Origin of the sequence: Vibrio sp. 1167 (genome assembly GCF_033340375.1) — a bacterium.
Classification (GTDB): domain Bacteria; phylum Pseudomonadota; class Gammaproteobacteria; order Enterobacterales; family Vibrionaceae; genus Vibrio; species Vibrio alginolyticus.
The window spans coordinates 225,741-244,916 of the sequence record NZ_JAWOWK010000004.1 but is presented as its reverse complement, the minus strand read 5'-3'; the positions used below and the strand labels follow the sequence as shown (position 1 = coordinate 244,916).

The following is a 19,176-nucleotide window of genomic DNA, read 5'->3' as shown; positions in this document are numbered from 1 at the left end:
ATGTTTAACACGAGTAATGTTAAATAAAAGAGAATGACATGAAAAAGCTTTTTACACTCTCATTGCTGATGGTCAGTGCTACTGGTTATGCAGCGCAGTGTCGTGTGGACATCAATAATGAAGTCCGTATGGATGGGCAAAGCTTGGAAATTCGCCAAACGACAGGTGATAAAGCTGTCGTGGATGAGGATAACAACCTCTTCATCAAAGGTGAGCTAATTGAACTCAATGCCGACCAAAAAGCGGCAATTGAAGACTATCGCGAAAAAATGAACGCGTATATTCCACAAGCAAAGCAATTGGCGAGTGATGGTTTAGCGCTTGCGAATGATATTATTGATGATGTTGCGGAAAGCCTCGATGCACCTGGTGCGTTTGATAATGTAAAAGTCGCAGTAAAGGACTTTTTCGCTGATGTTGAATCACGTTACTACAAAGATGGTGATTTCATCCTGCCTGCGGAGAGTTTTGAGTCTATGACACAAGGGTGGACTGAAGACTTTGCAAAAGCACAAGAGATCTTCAATAAAGAGTTTTTAGCCAGTTCGTTGGATGCTTTATCGAAAAAAATGAAGGAAGAGGGAGGGATAAACCTCACTGCATTATCAGAGAGTATGGCTGAACTCAGCGCGAAAGTAGAAGAGCGTTTAGCCGAGCATTCAAAAGAGGTAGAACAACAAGCAGAAGACTTGTGCGATTCGCTGGATGACATGGCAGGGCAAGAAAACGATCTGTTGAAGAAAATCCCTGAGCTAAAAGATTACCGAGTATTTACGATTTAATTACTCATTAAAAAGCAAAAACTCGATGAGATAAAGAAAGAGAGCACTATTGTGCTCTCTTTGCGTTTTACTCGCTTATTCTTTGATAGCTTATTGCGCATTCATCTCGGTGAGTTTATCGCCGACAGGTTTTGAGAAGTTAAAGCCATCATGCTGATCCCAGTTGATAGACCATGTCATTACTCCTGCATAATTCGGGTAATGGTACGCTGGTTTTACGGTGCCACATGAAGTGCCTTTGGTTAAACAATCTAGTGCGTTGATAATATTCTGTGTTGGAGCCTGCCCTGAATTTGCCGAGCTAGGACCTGAAGGTAAACCGATTGCGACTTGATCATCGCGCAATGGTGCAAATTGAGTGCCGTCGGCCAACTCAAAACCTTCGATAAGCATTTTAGATTGCGCTACCATCATATCCACAGAGCCTTCTGGTGCACTGCCTGGCAGGTATGGGTTTGGCAAACCGCCGTTGTTATATAACTGGACGTGAAGCAAGTCGAGCGTGCTGCGTGTCTCGTTTATCACAGGAATGTAAGCTCCCCAAATACCGCTGTAAGCCACATAGCCGCCTTGAACATAAGGGTGCTCAGGCGCCATGGTTAGGTACATATCTCCACCCATGTTTTGCTCTATTTGAAGCAAAGCACGACCAAGGCGAGCTTGAATTTGCGAGCCATGAACTAAGTTAGAACCACTCTCTAAATCCACATCTAGACCATCAAAGCCCCACTCAGCGATAAGACCTGTTAGGCTAGAGACAAAGTTGGCTTCATCTTGGTCGGTATTCAGCGTAATCGTGCCTTCTGCGCCGCCAAGAGAGAGAACAAACTTCTTACCTTTAGCTTGAAGCGCTGCCATGTCCTGCTTGAATTGTGTTGGATCGAGTGCTGGACAATCGCTGTAAATATCGCCTGAATATAGATTAAAGTGCACAGTGCCATCACTGTTGCGATCATTTTCAGCAAAGGCAATATCAATCACATCCCAAGCATCTGCCATATCTGCTAGACGAATTGGACAGCCCGCACCATTTACAAAATTGTGCCAGTAACCGATGAGTTTATGGCGTTTCTCTACTTGCTCAACCACCGTTATTGCTGCGGCGTCAGACAGTGCATTGCTTCCTGACAAATCCACAGCTTGGGCGCTAACTGTAAAGTTACCAAGTGCAGTTGGTGTCCAGTTGGCTGTGTAAGGTGCTGTGGTATCGGTTGCAACAATAGAGCCGTTGATCATGAAATCAACGTGTTTAATGCCTGAAGTTAAAGACGTTGCATCGGCGCTTAATGCGAGACTTTTGCCTAATCCGACGGTTTGACCGCTGCTTGGTGAAGTCAGAGAGACGACCAAATCTTTATCGCTGACTTCCACACCAACCAGGGACTCTGACGTGTTGTTATCATTATCGGTTGCGACGGCTTTAAGCTGGTTAGCGCCAATAAGTGTGGCGTTCCAAGTAACGGAATATGGCGCTTGAGTGGTGACCCCTAAGCTGGTGTTGTTCGCAAAAAACTCAACTTGCGTGACTGTGCCATCAGCATCGCTTGCGTTTGCCGTGATTTCGTTATTGCTGCCAGCGAGCACGACTTGTCCATCCGTTGGTGCCGTAATGGTAACTTGCGGTGGTGTCGAACAAGCACCTAGGCCACTCCAAGCATCTTGCCAGTATAGCCCTTCACCAGGCTCGTAAGCCCATGTCGCATCCGAGGAGCACCAACCAGCAACATCACAACGATATTTTTGGTTGAAGTGAGAAATCAGGTCGCCAGCTTGATAACTTGTGCCTGCCACATAAGGTACTGCATCTGCACATCCGCCCGTTCCGGTTTCTGAATTACTGATAACCAGCGCTACTTCTTGGCTCATCGTTGCGAGGTTTGTATCATCAGTCGCTTGTGCTTTGAACGAGTATGTACCTGGACTAGCGGTCCATTGATATTCGTAAGGTGCGCTAGTATCAATGGCGACAGATTGATTGTTTACGAAGAACTCAACTTGTGTGACCACACCATCAATATCGTCAGCTTGAGCGGCTACGGTTAGGTTATCGCCTACATTAAGCACTTCTGTGCCTACTGGGCTTGTCAATGAAATGCTTGGTGGCGGTAATTCGACTTGTGGTTGAACTTGGATAGAAATCGTCGTGGTGCTAACAGCTCCCTCATTATCTGTCGCAATTGCGGTCAATTGCGAGATCCCTTCAATAGCGGTCCAAGAAGCTTCGAATGGTGCTTGAGTTACCACAGCAACGGTTTGGTTGCCTGCAACAAACTCAATTTGTGTGATTTGGCCATCTTCGTCAGTTGCGTTGGCTAACAAAGTGATCGCACTGCCTTCGGGAATTTGTGCGTTGTTTATTGGAGAGGAGAACGACACCGTTGGTGATAAATTGTTGCTTCCACCATCACATTGCCCTAACGCTTTCCATGCTTCCCAAGATCCTGAGTTGGTCACGGGATCATTGCCTTGCGTCCAATATGCAGCCTCATAAGCGGCTCCTTGCGTTTTTACTAAAGCGCCCGATGTATAAGTCGCAGTGCTGTCCCAGTCGGGTAAACTTTGACAGTTATAGGCTTGAGCTTGGTAGCTGGCGCTGAGTGCTACAACCATCGCTCCGTGAAGTAGGGTGACCTTCATTTTCCTCTCCTTGAATCATGGGTATAAATGAGAACAGAGTAATAACTAGCTGATAAATAGACATTAGGGGGAAAAAGCGAAGCACAATATTCTGCTTTTCGACACAGTATCACGAGGAACAGTTCGTCCCTTACACCAGAGCTCATTATTTTTCGGCTCACTTCACGGCAGAAGGATTGGTAAAATTCAGCCACGTAAAACGAACAACAGTCGCGAGGCTTTTGAGCGATGAATATGAGATGTACGTTAAAATTTACAAGCTGAATGACTACAAATTGTTTCAACTGTCGAGGATTTAACCGAGGTGCTCTTGTTGAATAGTGAATATTGCTATAGTGTACTAGTTAGCTAGTTCAATGATATTTTTGTGTGAGTAGTATGACACAGCAAACCTCTTCTCAGCCTCGCGAGCATTTTGGCTCTCGTCTCGGGTTCATCTTAGCTGCCGCAGGTGCCGCAGTTGGCCTTGGCAATATTTGGGGCTTCCCAACTCAAGCAGCCAGTAATGGTGGCGGTGCTTTCCTGTTAGTTTATTTGGTGATGATTCTTATCGTCGCATTTCCGATGCTGGTGGTTGAAATGGCGATTGGTCGCCATGGTCAAGCCAACCCTGTAGACAGTATGCGTGCAATCACAGATAACCCTGCCGGTAAAAAGCTCGGCGGCATTGTGGGTTGGATTGGTTTAAGCGTACCAAGCGCTGTCTTAGCGTTTTATTCAATTGTTGGTGGTTGGTTGATCTGCTTTTTACTGGGTGCAATCACAGATCTAATGGGGTTAGAAGCTGCAACTCAATGGCTAAAGGGCTTTAGTGTTGAACGTAACTTGTTCGGAACCATTACTTTTTATGTACTGACGATTCTCATCGTACAAGGTGGCGTAAAACAAGGTATTGAGAAGTGGTCCACACGTTTGATGCCAGCATTGTTTGTTTTGTTTGCTCTGCTATTTGCTTACATCATGACGCAAAACGGTGCGATGGAAGGTCTGAAACATTACCTAGTGCCGGATTTTGAAAAGGTATGGGACCGCAAGTTGATTCTTGCTGCAATGGGACAGGGCTTCTTCTCGCTTACGATCGGTGGCTGTTCAATGCTGATTTATGGCTCTTACTTGAGTAAGAAAGAGAACCTACCAAAGATGGCGATGAACGTGACCATGGTAGATACTGCCGTTGCTTTCATTGCAGGGTTAGTGGTGATGCCAGCGATGTTTGTAGCAATGCAAAAGGGCGTTCAAATCTATGCAGAAGATGGCTCTCTCTTAAGCTCAGATACGTTAGTGTTTACGGTATTGCCACTAATGTTTGATAGTTTAGGTTTGCTTGGTCAATTATTCTCTATTGTGTTCTTCTTATTGTTGACGATTGCGGCGCTAACGTCTTCCATTTCAATGTTAGAGTGTCCAGTGGCTTTAGTGAGTGAGCGCTTCAATACTAAGCGCAGCGCAACGAGCTGGGTTTTAGGTGGTCTCATTGCTTTGTTCAGTGTGGTGATTGTTTATAATTTTGGTGCTCTATTTGGTATGGTCGCGACGGTTGCTACTCAGTATCTACAACCAACCGCTGCGCTCTTATTCTGCTTATTTGGTGGTTGGGTATGGAATCGCAACTCAAAAATCAAAGAGCTTGAGCAAGGTTGCCCGGAGTTTACGCAAGGTTGGTTTGGTAAGTTATGGCCTGCGTATGTGAAGTTTGTATGTCCAATTCTTGTGGCGACAGTCATCTGGGCTTCATTTGGCTAACCGAGACGTCTATCGAATAAAAGAAAAGGGCTTGATGGTAACTCATCAAGCCCTTTTTCATATTGGTTATTCTCGTTTCGGTTATCCGCCAAGCATGGTGTGGATTAACGGAATTGTCCTGCTTTTGGAAGAAAGTCAAAACCAGCAGAAGCCAGTTTTGTCTCCAGTGCTGTGCGCTCGATATCGAAGAAAGCCACCAGTTTGTCCAGATCACCTCCGAAGTCATCGCGTAGCTTCATATTCACAATGCTCATCAGCATGACAGGGTCCATGGATTCAAAGTTCGCTAGATTCATTACTTATCCTCAAAATCTGAAATCAGTAGGTTTGCCGCAGCAAATGCCGCTTTTTCACGCACTTCTTTAGGCAGGGACTCATCCGCTGCAACATCGTTCAGTGCTTTAACTGCACATGAAATTGCTTGGGGAATATAAGCTTGATCGCCACTACCAATCTGAGCATAAAGCTCACGAACCAGTTCACAACAGCCGTATACTTGCATGTTTTCTTTCCACTAAATGATAACTTATCTCAATATACACACAGCGGATTTGAAACTCAAAGTACAGAGTTGTTTTGGCTCAAGTTGAAGGTTTGCTTGAGCGAGATTTAATCACTGCATTTGTGCTTCTAACTGCTGAGTGACTTCTGGTGAAAGTTGAAGTTGTTTTGCTAGTTCTTGCAGATACGCTTTTTCCATAAAGTTTTGTTCATCAGCGACGATCAAAGACGCCAGGTAAATTTCTGACGCTTGTTGAGGAGAGGTCGCCTGATTAGCAATTTCAGCAGGATCAAGCGGTTTGTTTAACTCTTGCTGAACGAGGTGACGAACGTGCTCATCTGCGCCCATATCCGCGAGAGCTTGTTCAATGCGCGCCATTTCCTCTTCATCAACGTGACCATCAGCTTTTGCAGCTCCAATCATTGCTTTTAAAATTAAGACACTGTGTTTACTGTCATCGGGGTCAAAGGTTTCTTGAACACCTTGACCGGATTGCTTGGCTTGCCAGTCGTTATACACTTTGTAGGCCAAGGCTCCAAGCGCAGCTGCGCCACCGACTTTTAATGCGCTTGACCCTATTTTTTTAGTCATTTTTTTACTTTTCTTTGAGCCCATCAGCATACCGATGAGGCCTCCGCCTACAGCACCTGCTCCTAGCGTTTTTAGGCTACTTGAATTTGATGAGGATTTGATGTTGTTGGTTTGTTTGCCCAATGCATCTGCACCTTGCTTAAGTAAGTCTGATTTGAGTGCTTGGTTTAGAAGACTTTTTAAATCCATAACTGACCTCCTTTAGATGATGAAATCAGTTTAATAGCAAGAAGCTGAACCAAAGATTAACAAAGTGAATAGTTCGAAAAAGGTGGAGGGAGGATGTTGAGCTGTAATAAAAAAGGGCTGACCGAAGCCAACCCTTTTTAACTATTTGAAACTACTTCAAATGCGAACTCGTCGAGTGCTTACTTTAGTTGAGCTTTTACGTGCTCAACAATGTCAGTCATTGCGACTGCTGTTTTCTCACCAGTAGCACGGTTCTTGTATTCGAAGTTGCCTTCTTTCATTGAGCGGTCACCGATAATAATGGTATGCGGTACACCAATAAGCTCCATGTCAGAGAACATTACGCCTGGGCGTTCTTTACGGTCGTCAAATAGCACTTCGATGCCCATTGCTGTTAGCTCAGCGTACAATTTCTCAGCGGCTTCTTTCACTTCTTCTGACTTGTGCATGTTCATTGGAACGATCGCTACCTGGAATGGTGCGATTGCATCTGGCCAGATGATGCCGTATTTGTCGTGGTTTTGTTCAATAGCAGCCGCTACTACGCGAGTGATACCGATACCGTAACAACCCATTTCTAGGATGACGTTCTTACCATCAGGACCCAGTACACCACAGTTCATCGCTGCGGAGTAAGCGTTACCTAGTTGGAAGATATGGCCAACTTCGATACCACGCTTAAGCTGGATAATGCCCTTGCCACATGGGCTTGGGTCACCTTCCACAACGTTACGTAGGTCTTCAACTTGACCAAGCTCTACATCACGACCCCAGTTAATACCGAAGTAGTGTTTGCCATCGATGTTCGCGCCCGCACCGAAGTCGCTCATTACCGCAACGCTGCGGTCAACAATGAACGGCAGTTTAAGGCCAACAGGGCCAAGTGAACCAGGGCCTGCACCGATAAGCTCACGAATTTCTTCTTCAGATGCCATTTCCAGTGGAGCTGCAATCTGAGGAAGGTTTTCTGCTTTCACTTCGTTCAGTTCATGATCACCACGAATAATAAGCGCGATGATTGGCGCATCAACTTCGTCAGATGCTTTCACAAACAGTGTTTTCACTGTTTTTTCAATTGGTAGTTCGAACTGCTCAACCAATTCAGCGATTGTTTTCGCGTTTGGCGTATCAACCAACGTCATTTCTTGTGTTGGTGCCGCAGCCTCAGAGGCTGGAGCTAGTGCTTCTGCTTTTTCAATGTTTGCCGCGTAATCTGACTCGCTAGAGAATGCGATGATATCCTCGCCGCTTTCAGCCAGTACGTGGAACTCTTGAGAGCCGCTACCACCGATAGCACCGCTATCTGCAAGTACAGGACGGTAATCCAGACCCATGCGATCGAATGCTTTACAGTAAGCATCGTGCATTGCGTCGTATGACTTTTGTAGGCCGTCTTTATCAATGTCAAAGCTGTACGCATCCATCATTGAGAATTCACGTGAACGCATTACGCCAAAACGTGGGCGTCGTTCGTCACGAAATTTAGTTTGGATTTGGTACAGGTTTAGCGGAAGCTGTTTGTAAGAGCTCACTTCATTGCGAACAAGGCTAGTGATCACTTCTTCAGCGGTTGGGCTAAGTACAAACGGACGAACATGACGGTCAGTAAAGCGAAGTAGCTCAGGGCCCATCTTTTCGCTGCGGCCTGTCTCTTCCCATAGTTCAAACGGCTGAACAACGGGCATCAAAGTTTCGACTGCGCCTGCATTGTCGATTTCTTGACGAACGATGTTTTCGACTTTACGCAGTACACGTAGACCAGTAGGTAGCCAGGTGTATAAACCTGAAGCCAGCTTACGGATCATACCTGCACGTAGCATGAGCTGGTGGCTCACTACTTCTGCGTCGTTTGGAGTCTCCTTCAGAGTAGAAAGAAGATAATTACTGGTACGCATTAAATTTATCCGTTTATTTAAGTTAGATACTCAAGCTTGAATAAGCAGGAGTATGGGAGTTCCCTAAAGGGAAATTTGTTAGCCGTCTATAATATCAGCCAATTGCGTTTGTCAAAAGCTTTCAATAGCGGTAACCGTTATTAAGTTGCTTGTTGCTGTGAACTTTACGTTCAAGTCGAACAAATTTACCGCATATTCTTTGTCGTCCGGCTTGTTTTTCTTATATGCAGGGCGAGGATCTTGTGCCAGAACTTGTTCAATGACTGATCTTACATAGTCAGTATCGGGTCGATTTTCTATCGTTGCTAATGCTTGAGCAGAAAAGGTGACTTGTGACTTTTCTGGTTCTTGGTCTGCGTATCCGCCTTGTGCTTCCGAAATAGAATCCGAATAGGGAATATAAGGCTTAATATCCACAATCGGTGTCCCATCCACGAGATCTACACTGCCTAAATCAAGATAGATTTGATCGCCTTGCTTAGTGACTCCTTTCACTTCAACGGCTGACATTCCGATTCCGTTTGGACGGAAAGTCGAGCGCGAGGCAAAGACACCAATTCGTTCATTGCCGCCTAATCGTGGCGGACGTACAGTTGGTTTCCAACCAGCTTCCAGATTCTGATCAAATAGAAACAACAACCAAACGTGAGAGAACTGTTCTAGCCCACGCACTGCTTCAGGGCTATTTGCTGCACCTAACAGTTTTACGCGTGCTTTAGCCTCTGGTACTAAGCGTGGTTGGCGCGGAACTGCAAACTTTTCTTTGTACGGTGTCTCAATGACGCCGATGGGTTCGATGGAATACATGGTGGACATCTTTAAGAATTCATTGAGATGAAAAGTATCACAAATTTCTCTTGCTTTTCTTGTTGATAATGATTATTAATTAAAATGTTATAACATAACAATTCAATTAAAAGGAAAAGTATTATGAAACCAGGAATCCACCCTGAATATCGTCCTGTGGTGTTCCACGACACCAGTGTAGATAAGTACTTTGTCGTTGGTTCTACGTTGAAAACGGAGAGAACCATAGAATGGAAAGATGGCAAAACTTACCCTTACTTTACGTTAGATGTGTCGTCAGCTTCTCACCCGTACTACACCGGTAAACAGCGCGTTGTACAAACCGAAGGTCGCATTGCGAACTTCAACCGTCGTTTTGGTCAATTTAAGAGCGAAAAGGAATAAATCATGAAGGTAGTAAAATCATTAAAAAGTGCAAAAAGTCGTCATCCGGATTGCCAGATTGTAAAACGGAGAGGGCGTCTTTATGTCATTTGTAAAACGAACCCGAGATTCAAAGCTGTGCAAAAGTAATCAACCTGCATATATCTAACTTATGGTTTTGTTTAATTGATAATATTGAGTTAATTATCTTACATGGATGAAATATCTACATTTTTATTCAATGTTGGTTATAAATGCCTCTGTTCGTCACAGTTTGTAACATTTAGGGCTTTTATTTGACCTTCTACTCAAGTACCCTTCGCACGCTTTTTGACATTTTTGTCACATTTGCATAGGAATAAAAACAAGGAGGGAACAGATGAGTTCATCTGATTCAATTAAACAAAACTCGCCTAAGAAGCCGCTGTTTACGCGCTTTTTGGATACTGTCGAATATTTGGGGAACTTATTACCCCACCCGATCACACTATTTGCCATTTTCTGTTTAGCCATTCTGGTGATGTCGGGTATTGCAGGATACTTCGAAGTTTCCGTAGTTGACCCTCGTCCTGAGGGTGCAAAAGGTCGTGCCGCGGATGGCATGATTCATGTCGTTAGCTTGCTTAACGCTGATGGCCTTGAGCTAATCGTTACCAATCTAGTGAAAAACTTTGTCGGCTTTGCACCTTTGGGTACGGTATTGGTTGCGATGTTGGGTGTTGCTATTGCTGAATACTCAGGCTTGCTATCTGCAGCAATGCGTGGCTTAGTCATGGGTGCATCTCAACGCATGGTAACAGTGACGGTCGTTTTCGCGGGTATCATTTCAAATACGGCATCAGAGCTTGGCTATGTGGTACTTATTCCACTGGCTGCAATGCTGTTCCATTCTTTAGGTCGTCACCCACTTGCCGGTCTTGCTGCGGCGTTCGCTGGTGTATCTGGTGGTTACTCAGCAAACCTACTTATTGGTACGGTTGACCCGCTGTTGTCAGGCATTACTGAAACGGCGGCGCAAATGATCGACCCAACTTACACTGTTGGTCCAGAAGTTAACTGGTACTTCATGTTTGTGTCGACATTCTTCATTGCAATCACAGGTGCGTTTGTTACTGAAAAAATTGTTGAGCCAAAGCTTGGCAAATACAGTGAAGAAGAAGCCTCAGAAGATTTGTCGAACGACAAAATGGGTGGCTTAACAGACATTGAGAAGAAAGGCCTAAAACTAGCAGGTGTTGCTGTACTGGTTGTTTCAGCGCTGCTTGCTTGGACGGTTGTTCCAGAAGACGGCATTCTACGTTCTGATGCAGGTACAATTGCAGGTTCACCATTCCTGAAAAGTATCGTGGCATTCATCTTTGTGTTCTTTGCTATTCCAGGCTTTGTGTTTGGTAAAGTTGTTGGCACGATGAAGACGGATCGCGATGTAATTGATGCAATGGCGAAATCTATGTCTTCTATGGGCATGTACATTGTATTAGTTTTCTTTGCGGCTCAGTTCGTTGCTTTCTTTAAATGGACTAACTTCGGTCAGGTATTCGCGGTTGCTGGCGCTAGCTTCCTGCAAGAAATTGGCTTAACTGGCCCAATGTTGTTCTTTGCCTTCATCCTGATGTGTGGATTTATCAACCTAATGATTGGTTCGGCATCGGCACAGTGGGCAGTAACGGCTCCGATTTTTGTTCCTATGTTGATGCTTGTTGGTTATGCACCGGAAACGATTCAGGCTGCTTACCGAATTGGTGACTCGACGACAAACATCATTACTCCAATGATGAGCTACTTTGGTTTGATTCTTGCCGTAGCGACTCGTTACATGAAGAACTTAGGTATCGGTACGCTGATCGCGACCATGCTACCTTACTCAATCTGCTTCATTGTAGGTTGGAGTGTGCTGTTCTACCTATGGGTATTCGTATTTGGTTTACCAGTAGGCCCTGGCGCAGCAACATACTACACACCGTAGAAAACGGTTACCTCACACAGCTCCATTATAAAAAGCCTGCGAACGTCGCAGGCTTTTTTATCGATTGAGACTGTGTACGCAGGCTTACCTGATTATAGATGTCGGTTTATAGCTGAAAACGCATCAACAAAGGGCGATAAAAGTGCTGAGTGAGCCAGCATAAGCTTTTCCAAATTATGCGTTTGTACCAAGGTAAGTGCGCAATATAAACATAGCTAAATTCAATTTCTGGCCGGGCTTTTCTGTTGCGTTTAAAAGCCGGAGCACCTGAGCTCATATTAAAGCGACGCTGGAATATCATTGCGTGGCGGATGGTATAGGCCGATATTCGACGATACAATGCGAGGCGTTGTGGCTTATTGGTATCGTAGCCAAAAATTGGGCAAGTCATATCATTATCAATTTCTACAATGCCTAACGTAGCCAGCATCTCTTCTTGATAAAACAGTCCCACTAACTGTACTAATTTGTTCTGGCTCGCCTGTTTTAAATATTGGGTTGAAAACTGTATGTTATTGAGGCTGTATTTATCAAGGTAAAGCATGTCATATAACTCTTTGGCACGCTGAAACTCTTCATCAGTGGTCAGTGGCCTAAACTGCCAATCTTTATCATTAAGCAGTTTGAAGTCTTTCGTTAAATCTCGGTTGAAGCTGAACGCTTGCCAATCATCAAGTAAATACACTTGTCGTGTTACCAAGCTTTGCCATTTTGGCTGCTTCAATCGCTGAATTAAGTGTAAATGCTGACGCTGGTTGAGGGAGCGAAGCACCAAGGGAAAGGTGGGGTATTGATCGAGTGCGACGCGACGCAGTTCATCGAGATTTAAGGCTGCCCATTGTTCGCTATACATATTGGTGGACAAGCACTGATTGTTGAGCGTTTGGACTTGATCCAATCCAGCCAGTGATAAGATTGGTTTAGTCATATTAATAAGTAACTTACATACCCATCGAACAGCCACATTTTTGACTTTGTGAAGCTCTTCTTCGGCGTAGCCACTAAGCAGTGTCATAGGGGAGACTGCATAACAGTTGTTTGGTATTTTTGGTGTTACGGAGTAAGGAATGGCAACGTCATCGATATAGTAGCAACCAAAGCTTGCTGTGCATTCATCAATAGGATTTGACTGCATGAGAGTGATAAAGGTTTGATGCCATTCTTGAGAGGAAAGTGTCATGAGTTCAATGCCTCTCCATTCCACTCAATATCAACGGTAGAAGCGTCGCTCCACTTCGTCTTGTTCTGCCTAGCTAACCGGAGTAATTCAAACATACTCCGGATTTGGCTCCCGACCGGTAAGTTATGCTGTTGCATCACATTCACTCCAGACCACCAATCTAGCCAAGTTCGAGCCTTGAACAGGGATAACCCGCCTTCAGCGATGAGTGTTATTGGACCTAAATGATGCAATCGCTGCTCGGAAGGACTGGTAAACTCCATATTAGGAAGCAGTTGGTTGCATCGAGACGAGAGTAGGTGCAAACCACTGGTGGCTCTTGGGTTACATTCAATCACGTAGAGTTCATCTTGTGATTTGATGAAGTCAAACGACACTTGCCCATGATAAGTATGACGTTTACCAAAAGCTGCGATAAATGTATCTAGTCGTTCGCACGAGATCGGCTGAAAAGCACTGGCGGCCGAGCCGTTTACACAGTATTTCGGCACATAAGCTTGGTGTGCTTTAAGGTCACCATGTTCAAAAATGGCATAGTTACACACCGGAGTCCCATGGATTTTTTGTTGCTGAACCCAAGGGTAAAGGGGCGATATCGTGGCGGCAGAAATAGACTGAGTTGTCACATCTCTTATGACTTGCCCGCCAAACCGAGAGTAAACGGGCTTTAGAACGGTTCTCTTATTAATTTCAATCTCACTTTTATCAGCGACCAAACGAGTTTTTGGAAGTGTGATTTCTGGCAAACTTTGAAGCTGTTCAAAGACGGTCAACTTGTTGTGCAGGGCATTGAGTAGTCCCACATTGGGCAGAAAAAAATCTACTTCTGGGCATTGTTTGGCAACATGAGCCAAGTAATACACTTCTTCACAAGTGGGTATCACTATATCAATACGCATCTGAGTAATGATTTTTAGGATCTGCTGTTGATAGGTGGGAAACGCAAATCGAGGTGAAGCGGTGGGGATATAAGACTCGATGCCTCGCAAAAACGATCCTAGAGGTTTTTTTAGCGAATCGGTGAGAATTACTTCATGTCCATGATGCATACACATGGTTGCCCACTCTAGTGCAACTGGTGATCGGGCTCCGGTGATTAAGACCCGCATATGTTCACCACACGTCGTTGTTTATTCATTGGCGTCCAAATAGGCGCAGGGCGGTAACTAAATCTGACAGGATCAAGCCGCAATTGGTCAAACAACTTTATCAAGGCTTGATGTATAACCCGATGGTGGTGAACATCCGCTTCAATTTGAATGGCTTGTGACCCTGTTTGGGTGATTCGGTAATCCACGCGACTTTGGGCGGATAGTGTTATAGCGCGGTAGATGAGATCTGGTAACACCGTCACTGGGACGTGGTTTGCGTTTAGCGTGAGGCGATCACCACATCGTCCGGCAATTGCGCCAAGAGGTTCAAATACGCCATTATCCTGTTTATTCTCAATAATATCGTCGAGCTGATAACGAATAATTGGCTGAGTTTTACGACGAAAATCCGTAATGATTGGGCTGTAATGAGTACGTTCGGTATTCAGCCAATGTTTTTCGATGTAAATAACATCTTGATTCCAGCGCATTTGTCCATGCTGATCCGTACATGCAAGAAAACCTTCAGTACATTGATAGACTTCATGGAGTTCGCTGTCGAACCGTTGAGAAATAAAGTGACGGTCACTCTCGGTTAGGACTTCTGCACCAGAAATGATCCGCTGTGGTTGAATTGCGGGTTGACCAAATTGACCGCTGAACTGGGCGCAGAGCTGAAGAGCTTGCGCACTACCAACCAAAAGCGTGGGTTGGAACTTATCTAGCTCTTTTATCCATTCTTGGTAAGGTTTGGTTAAATCGGCATAAAAAAATGTTACAGGCCCTTTCGCGACGGATTTATACAGTGGGCTGTTGGCGCGCAAGGCTAGCGCAATTCGGTGCTTTTGCCATAGGTTGGGCAACAGGCGAGCCAATATATTGCCAGCCCACAGTTGCGTTTCCTGTTTGTCAGCAAGAAACAACCCGCGCATGCCTGATGTGCCCGAAGAAAGCCCAACAGTAACATCGCCAACTTTCGAAGCGGCGAAGTTGCGTGACTGTTCTGCTTCGAGTGCTTGTTGCATTAGCTGTTCAGCATCTAGGCCTTTCGTATTCAACTCCGAGAGGCTCTCCATCATGGTTTGCTTATTCATGATAGGGAAATCACTAAGTGCTGCACCTTGAAGTGAGCGGTAATACGGTGAATGACAGCATACCCAATCTAGGTGTTGCGTTAAATGTCGTTGCTGCCATGTTTCGACTTGTTCTCTTGAGCCGAAAGGGCGGTAGCGGGTTCGCCAGAATTCTGAGATAAGCGTTATCACTTCATCCACCCTTCTTTGATTAGCTGCCGGATAGTTTCCTGACAATGTGAAGGCACGAAGCGAACAAAGTGGTGGGTTTGTTGGTAGCAACTTCTCAATTCGGAGAGGGTGTTTTTATAGGCATTTGTGTCATCGCAAAGCATGTTCGCCAGCCAATGCTGATCAATATTTTCACTCAAGCTCTCGATTAACCAGCATGCATCGGCGAGTAAGAATAGCCAACCTTGGTCTCTTTTAACCAGCAAGCCCACTTGGCCAGCTGCATGGCCTGGCAAGCTAACCATATAAATGAATCCGTCGTCGAACATGTCTTTACAGAGCAAATTAACACCTTGGCACTGAGGAAGAATTTGGCTGATTGGTACAGAAAAATCACTATGAATGAATAAGTTAGGTTCAAGCTGTGGAGGAAGTAGAGCTTTTAGGTATCCTTTTCTTACGCCTCCAATTCGACCACTTTTAGTAATTGCATCTACCCCTTTTTGTTGGCAATGCAATTGAGAGTGGGAAAACTCAGACACGGCAGCAATGTGATCAGCATGGAAGTGGGAGAGCACTAAGTGTTCAATATCATGAGGTTTGAGACTTTCTTTTGCTAACTGCGCAACAATTCCGTGTTCTTTTTTATAGCGACAAGGTGTTGTCCAAGCATAAAAACGTTCAGGGAAGGGACGAGTCGCGCTAAAAAAATGCTCGTGATATCCCGTGTCGAACAGGATGTTGCCTTGCGTTGGGTGCTGAATTAACGCAACGGCTGCCGGAAATGCTCTAGGCTTGATACCAGAACCTGGTTTGACAACAAAGCCTGGGTGTACGCAGTGTCCAGCCTCAAAGATTTTTATTTTTAGACCAGTTTGCATACTGCTGTATTCCTTCTTGAATTGAAAAAAGCGGTTGGTAATTCAGTGTTTGTTTCGCCTTGCTGATATCCAGAGTTTGATGATAGTTAAACAATCCTGCGCTGTATGAGGTGAGCCTTGGTTCTGGCTGATGTGGTAAGTGCCTTCGTATTTGCTCACTGAGCTTTAATAATGGTGATACCACACCGTATGGTAATGATTGTAACGTTACTTTTAGGTTTAACCCCTCACATAAAGCTTGCAGAACAGTCTCAATTGGCATTGGTTCGTTGTTGGAAATGTTGAACACATCACCATGCTGAAGTTGGCCTGCCTGAGTGCAAGCGAGCATCGCTGCATGGGCAACGTTGTCTACATAGGTCAGATCAACCACAGGATTTCTACCCGATGGCAGAAGCAGAGTGTTGTTTTTTATCGCCTTAAGCACTCTTGGGATAATCGCGCGATCATTGGGTCCAAAAATGCCACGCGGTCTTAAAATGATCGCTTTGCTTTGGCCTTTTACGGCTTCAATTTCCGATAGGTATTTTGTGTGTGCGTAATCATTACACCAGTATGAAGCTATGGCGTCGGTTTCTCGAATATTCCAACGGTCTTGATGGTCAAAGTAGACGCTGGTGGACGAAATATGGATAAAACGCGAGATTTGATGCGTATTAGCCGCATTGACGAGGTTTTTGGTGGCATCTACATTGGCTTGATAAAACGCCTGCCACTTTCCCCATGGGCTTGAGAGAGCGGCACAATGGATGACTGCATCCATACCTTGGCATACCGCATGAACTGCTGAGTGGTCTCTTAAATCGACTATATGGGGGATAACATCGAATTGCTCGGCGAGTTGTTTAGCGATGACTGTATTTCGTGCTATAAAATGCAGTTCATGCTGCTGGTGAAACATTCTCAGAATTGCGCTACCCAACATCCCGCTGCCACCAGTGACCAATATCTTCATAGTTTTAGCACTCCCATCCCTAGCGACAACCCTGCGGCGGTGCCAGCTAATAACACATGTTTTCCTGCGGTTTCTGGCTGATTACGCAGCCAGTGTAAGTTAATTGGGAGTGAGGCGGCGACTTGGTTTCCCAAAGTCGAAAAGTGATTAACGGTTTTCTCTGTTGGTAGCCCGGTGAGTGAAGACAGTTTTTTTAATCCATGCGCGCTGGCTTGATGAGGAAGAAAATAATCAATATCGCCGAGTGTTACCGGAGAGGCGTCAAACCCTTTTTTTAGAAACGCTGGTAAGGCTTTACGCACATGTTTAAAGAGTGCTTTGCCCTCCATCTCAAACTGGCAACTTTTTAAATAGGCTTGATGCTCGGAGGTATGCGGATTGATATGACTACCTCCGCCCTTAATTTGACAAAATGAATACCCGGTATGATGCGTTTCAAAGTGACTGGTGAGCAATCCATCATCGTTGTGTTCTTCGAGCAAAAATGCGGCGGCACCGTCCGCGAATAAGGTTGCAACTTCTGGTTTGAGCGTAAAATTTCGATTCAGTGTGATGCCAGTGGCGAGTTCGCTGGTGACAATAAGAATCCGACGGTACCGTTTTGCTAAGAATAGACTCTGAGCAAGATCAAGCGCAGAGAGAAAGGATAAACAGGTGCTGTTCAAATCAAAGCTTTCTAGCCATGTTGGAGCGTCTAACGCGGCGAGAACCGCTGAAGCGTCGTAGGGTAGAGACTGGTGGTGTGTACCGCTAGCGTAGATAAGGAGATCAACGGAGCTTAAGGTATGTGTGTTTCCTAAACACTGCTCTATTGCCTGCACCGCCATGTAAATAGCGGTCTCTTTTGTATTGGCTACATGACGATATTCAACGTCGAATTTATTTCGGCAGGTCCCTGGCGCTAATTTTAGGAAGTGATCCATCTCTCGATCAGACCATTGATTCGTTGGCAGGTAGCTTCCACTGGAAACGATGTTAAAGCCCATTATTCTCTATACACTTATTAAAAACGTCGTTCAAAATAAACCACGTTGCATATTGAAGCTATGGTGAGCGAGATGAAAAATAAACAGAACAAAACAAATGGGAGTAAGAGCACGCTTTGGGTGCAATGCTGAGAATGAATTTTCAGGAATGAGCCAGGCTTTTATTTGCTGGCTCAATTTGAATAGAGTGAGGGTTACTTCTTAAATTTCGCCAAAATACGATCCAAATGGTTTGCAAATTCGCGTCGATCGGTTTGAGAAAGCGCGGCGGGCCCACCTGTCTGAATTCCGCTTGAACGCATGGTTTCCATAAAGTCGCGGATATTTAGGCGAGCTTTGATGGTGTCTTTTGTATAGAGCTCGCCACGAGAACTGAGGGCTTGAGCGCCTTTAGAGATAACCTCATCTGCAAGCGGAATATCTGACGTGATCACCAAATCGTTGGCTTCTACACGCTTGACGATTTCGTTGTCTGCGATGTCAAATCCCGCAGGGACTTGTAGCGAATGGATGTTGTCTCTTTTCGGCACAGGGACAACGTGGTTAGCGACAAACGTACATTCAATCCCCGTACGCTCGGCGGCACGCACAATGGTTTCGCGAATAACTTTTGGACACGCGTCTGCATCTACCCATAACTTCATGATGATTTCTCATTTAGCTTGGCTTCTAGCTCTTCAATACGAGCCACTAATTTTTTCACCGTGCTTTCTAGCGCTGCAAGACGATCATTATCGGTGTGCGCTTGTGCTGCGACTTCAACCTTGGGAACACGCTGAGCACTTTTCCAACTTTTTATTGCGGTGATTAATGCAGGCATTGGGACGGGCGTTTTCAAGCGTGCTTTCACTAACGCTACGGTTGGTTCTTTTCCTTGTTGTTGCAGTTGTTCCATTACCGCTTCTAATTCTTTAGTAACGTCTTGAGTTAACATTTTTAATCCTTAACAACGATATATCTATCATCATACGTTGAGTGCGCTAATTTGGCGAATGGCATTTTGGAGAGTGTAGTGTGAGAGATCTCTTACATAGGTTGTGAGAGAAAACGATTTCGTAAGCGGGAAAAGAGAAGATAAAGAGCTTAAGTTTATGATAAATAATGATTTAACAACTTGTTAACCAATGTGAGAGCCAAATATTTATCTTGGATAGATTGTCTATTTTTGGAAAAGGCGTAAATTGAGAGTTGTCAGCAGGAAGCAGACATGGAACAGGAAAGCACCAAGGATTTGGTTATCGTCAGGAAGACGATTTGGTTGGTCAGGATGATTAATCAAGCATGGAGCGTAGGACATTGTAAGGATACGATCATCAATAGGATGTTGATGACTAAGGATAGACAATGGACCCCTCTAGGATTGA

General features: G+C 44.9%; 19 protein-coding genes. 5 read left to right on the top strand and 14 right to left on the bottom strand.

Annotated elements, in window-relative coordinates; all coding sequences use genetic code 11:
- Positions 1 to 38: 38 nt before the first annotated feature.
- A complete protein-coding gene (locus tag R7Z78_RS10565) occupies positions 39 to 782 on the top strand; it encodes a YggN family protein (RefSeq protein WP_005380283.1) in 744 nt (247 codons plus the stop codon).
- Positions 783 to 872: 90 nt separating this feature from the next.
- Here the strand turns inward: R7Z78_RS10565 and R7Z78_RS10560 are convergent, their stop codons facing one another.
- On the bottom strand, positions 873 to 3,419 hold the full coding sequence (locus tag R7Z78_RS10560; protein WP_053304077.1) for an Ig-like domain-containing protein: 2,547 nt from the start codon (positions 3,417 to 3,419) through the stop codon (positions 873 to 875).
- Positions 3,420 to 3,797: 378 nt separating this feature from the next.
- Between R7Z78_RS10560 and R7Z78_RS10555 the strand changes: the two genes are divergently transcribed.
- Entirely contained in the window at positions 3,798 to 5,162 is a 1,365-nt protein-coding gene (locus R7Z78_RS10555; protein ID WP_005391763.1) for a sodium-dependent transporter, read from the top strand.
- A gap of 104 nt (positions 5,163 to 5,266) precedes the next feature.
- Here the strand turns inward: R7Z78_RS10555 and R7Z78_RS10550 are convergent, their stop codons facing one another.
- The 5 genes from R7Z78_RS10550 to tsaA form a co-directional block, all read right to left on the bottom strand.
- On the bottom strand, positions 5,267 to 5,458 hold the full coding sequence (locus tag R7Z78_RS10550) for a DUF4250 domain-containing protein (RefSeq protein ID WP_169591646.1): 192 nt from the start codon (positions 5,456 to 5,458) through the stop codon (positions 5,267 to 5,269).
- Positions 5,458 to 5,664 carry a YaeP family protein gene (locus tag R7Z78_RS10545; RefSeq protein ID WP_005391765.1) on the bottom strand — a complete coding sequence of 69 codons (207 nt, stop codon included), beginning with the start codon at positions 5,662 to 5,664 and terminating at the stop codon, positions 5,458 to 5,460. The genes R7Z78_RS10550 and R7Z78_RS10545 overlap by 1 nt, the downstream gene beginning before the upstream one ends.
- Before the next feature lie 111 nt (positions 5,665 to 5,775).
- A complete protein-coding gene (locus tag R7Z78_RS10540) occupies positions 5,776 to 6,444 on the bottom strand; it encodes a tellurite resistance TerB family protein (RefSeq protein WP_005380291.1) in 669 nt (222 codons plus the stop codon).
- Positions 6,445 to 6,623: 179 nt separating this feature from the next.
- Positions 6,624 to 8,339, bottom strand: a complete 1,716-nt coding sequence (locus tag R7Z78_RS10535; protein WP_025768238.1) for a proline--tRNA ligase — start codon at positions 8,337 to 8,339, stop codon at positions 6,624 to 6,626.
- 111 nt (positions 8,340 to 8,450) lie between these two features.
- Positions 8,451 to 9,146: a tRNA (N6-threonylcarbamoyladenosine(37)-N6)-methyltransferase TrmO gene (gene tsaA, locus R7Z78_RS10530; RefSeq protein WP_025768239.1), complete on the bottom strand. Its 696-nt coding sequence runs from the start codon at positions 9,144 to 9,146 to the stop codon at positions 8,451 to 8,453.
- A gap of 123 nt (positions 9,147 to 9,269) precedes the next feature.
- On the opposite strand from tsaA, the gene R7Z78_RS10525 reads away from it, so the two are divergent.
- From R7Z78_RS10525 to R7Z78_RS10515, 3 genes are all read left to right on the top strand, one after another.
- Positions 9,270 to 9,530 carry a type B 50S ribosomal protein L31 gene (locus R7Z78_RS10525; protein ID WP_005380295.1) on the top strand — a complete coding sequence of 87 codons (261 nt, stop codon included), beginning with the start codon at positions 9,270 to 9,272 and terminating at the stop codon, positions 9,528 to 9,530.
- 3 nt (positions 9,531 to 9,533) lie between these two features.
- A complete protein-coding gene (gene ykgO / locus R7Z78_RS10520) occupies positions 9,534 to 9,659 on the top strand; it encodes a type B 50S ribosomal protein L36 (protein ID WP_005380299.1) in 126 nt (41 codons plus the stop codon).
- Positions 9,660 to 9,888: 229 nt separating this feature from the next.
- Complete coding sequence (locus R7Z78_RS10515; protein ID WP_005380301.1) at positions 9,889 to 11,475, top strand: AbgT family transporter; 1,587 nt, start codon at positions 9,889 to 9,891, stop codon at positions 11,473 to 11,475.
- A gap of 106 nt (positions 11,476 to 11,581) precedes the next feature.
- Here the strand turns inward: R7Z78_RS10515 and R7Z78_RS10510 are convergent, their stop codons facing one another.
- From R7Z78_RS10510 to R7Z78_RS10475, 8 genes are all read right to left on the bottom strand, one after another.
- Positions 11,582 to 12,655, bottom strand: coding sequence for a hypothetical protein (locus tag R7Z78_RS10510; RefSeq protein WP_042521403.1), 1,074 nt, complete (start codon positions 12,653 to 12,655; stop codon positions 11,582 to 11,584).
- Positions 12,652 to 13,764, bottom strand: a complete 1,113-nt coding sequence (locus tag R7Z78_RS10505; protein ID WP_042521404.1) for an ATP-grasp domain-containing protein — start codon at positions 13,762 to 13,764, stop codon at positions 12,652 to 12,654. Before R7Z78_RS10505 ends, R7Z78_RS10510 begins: the two co-directional genes overlap by 4 nt.
- Positions 13,752 to 15,020: a F390 synthetase-related protein gene (locus R7Z78_RS10500; protein ID WP_373920937.1), complete on the bottom strand. Its 1,269-nt coding sequence runs from the start codon at positions 15,018 to 15,020 to the stop codon at positions 13,752 to 13,754. The genes R7Z78_RS10505 and R7Z78_RS10500 overlap by 13 nt, the downstream gene beginning before the upstream one ends.
- Positions 15,008 to 15,871 (bottom strand): MBL fold metallo-hydrolase, encoded by an 864-nt coding sequence (locus tag R7Z78_RS10495; protein ID WP_033905523.1) that lies wholly within the window; start codon positions 15,869 to 15,871, stop codon positions 15,008 to 15,010. The genes R7Z78_RS10500 and R7Z78_RS10495 overlap by 13 nt, the downstream gene beginning before the upstream one ends.
- Positions 15,840 to 16,826 (bottom strand): NAD-dependent epimerase/dehydratase family protein, encoded by a 987-nt coding sequence (locus tag R7Z78_RS10490; protein ID WP_042521405.1) that lies wholly within the window; start codon positions 16,824 to 16,826, stop codon positions 15,840 to 15,842. Before R7Z78_RS10490 ends, R7Z78_RS10495 begins: the two co-directional genes overlap by 32 nt.
- Positions 16,823 to 17,812, bottom strand: coding sequence for a ketoacyl-ACP synthase III (locus R7Z78_RS10485; RefSeq protein WP_169644372.1), 990 nt, complete (start codon positions 17,810 to 17,812; stop codon positions 16,823 to 16,825). Before R7Z78_RS10485 ends, R7Z78_RS10490 begins: the two co-directional genes overlap by 4 nt.
- Before the next feature lie 194 nt (positions 17,813 to 18,006).
- Positions 18,007 to 18,456 (bottom strand): YaiI/YqxD family protein, encoded by a 450-nt coding sequence (locus tag R7Z78_RS10480; protein ID WP_005380310.1) that lies wholly within the window; start codon positions 18,454 to 18,456, stop codon positions 18,007 to 18,009.
- Positions 18,453 to 18,746 (bottom strand): hypothetical protein, encoded by a 294-nt coding sequence (locus R7Z78_RS10475; protein ID WP_005385336.1) that lies wholly within the window; start codon positions 18,744 to 18,746, stop codon positions 18,453 to 18,455. Before R7Z78_RS10475 ends, R7Z78_RS10480 begins: the two co-directional genes overlap by 4 nt.
- Positions 18,747 to 19,176: the final 430 nt, after the last annotated feature.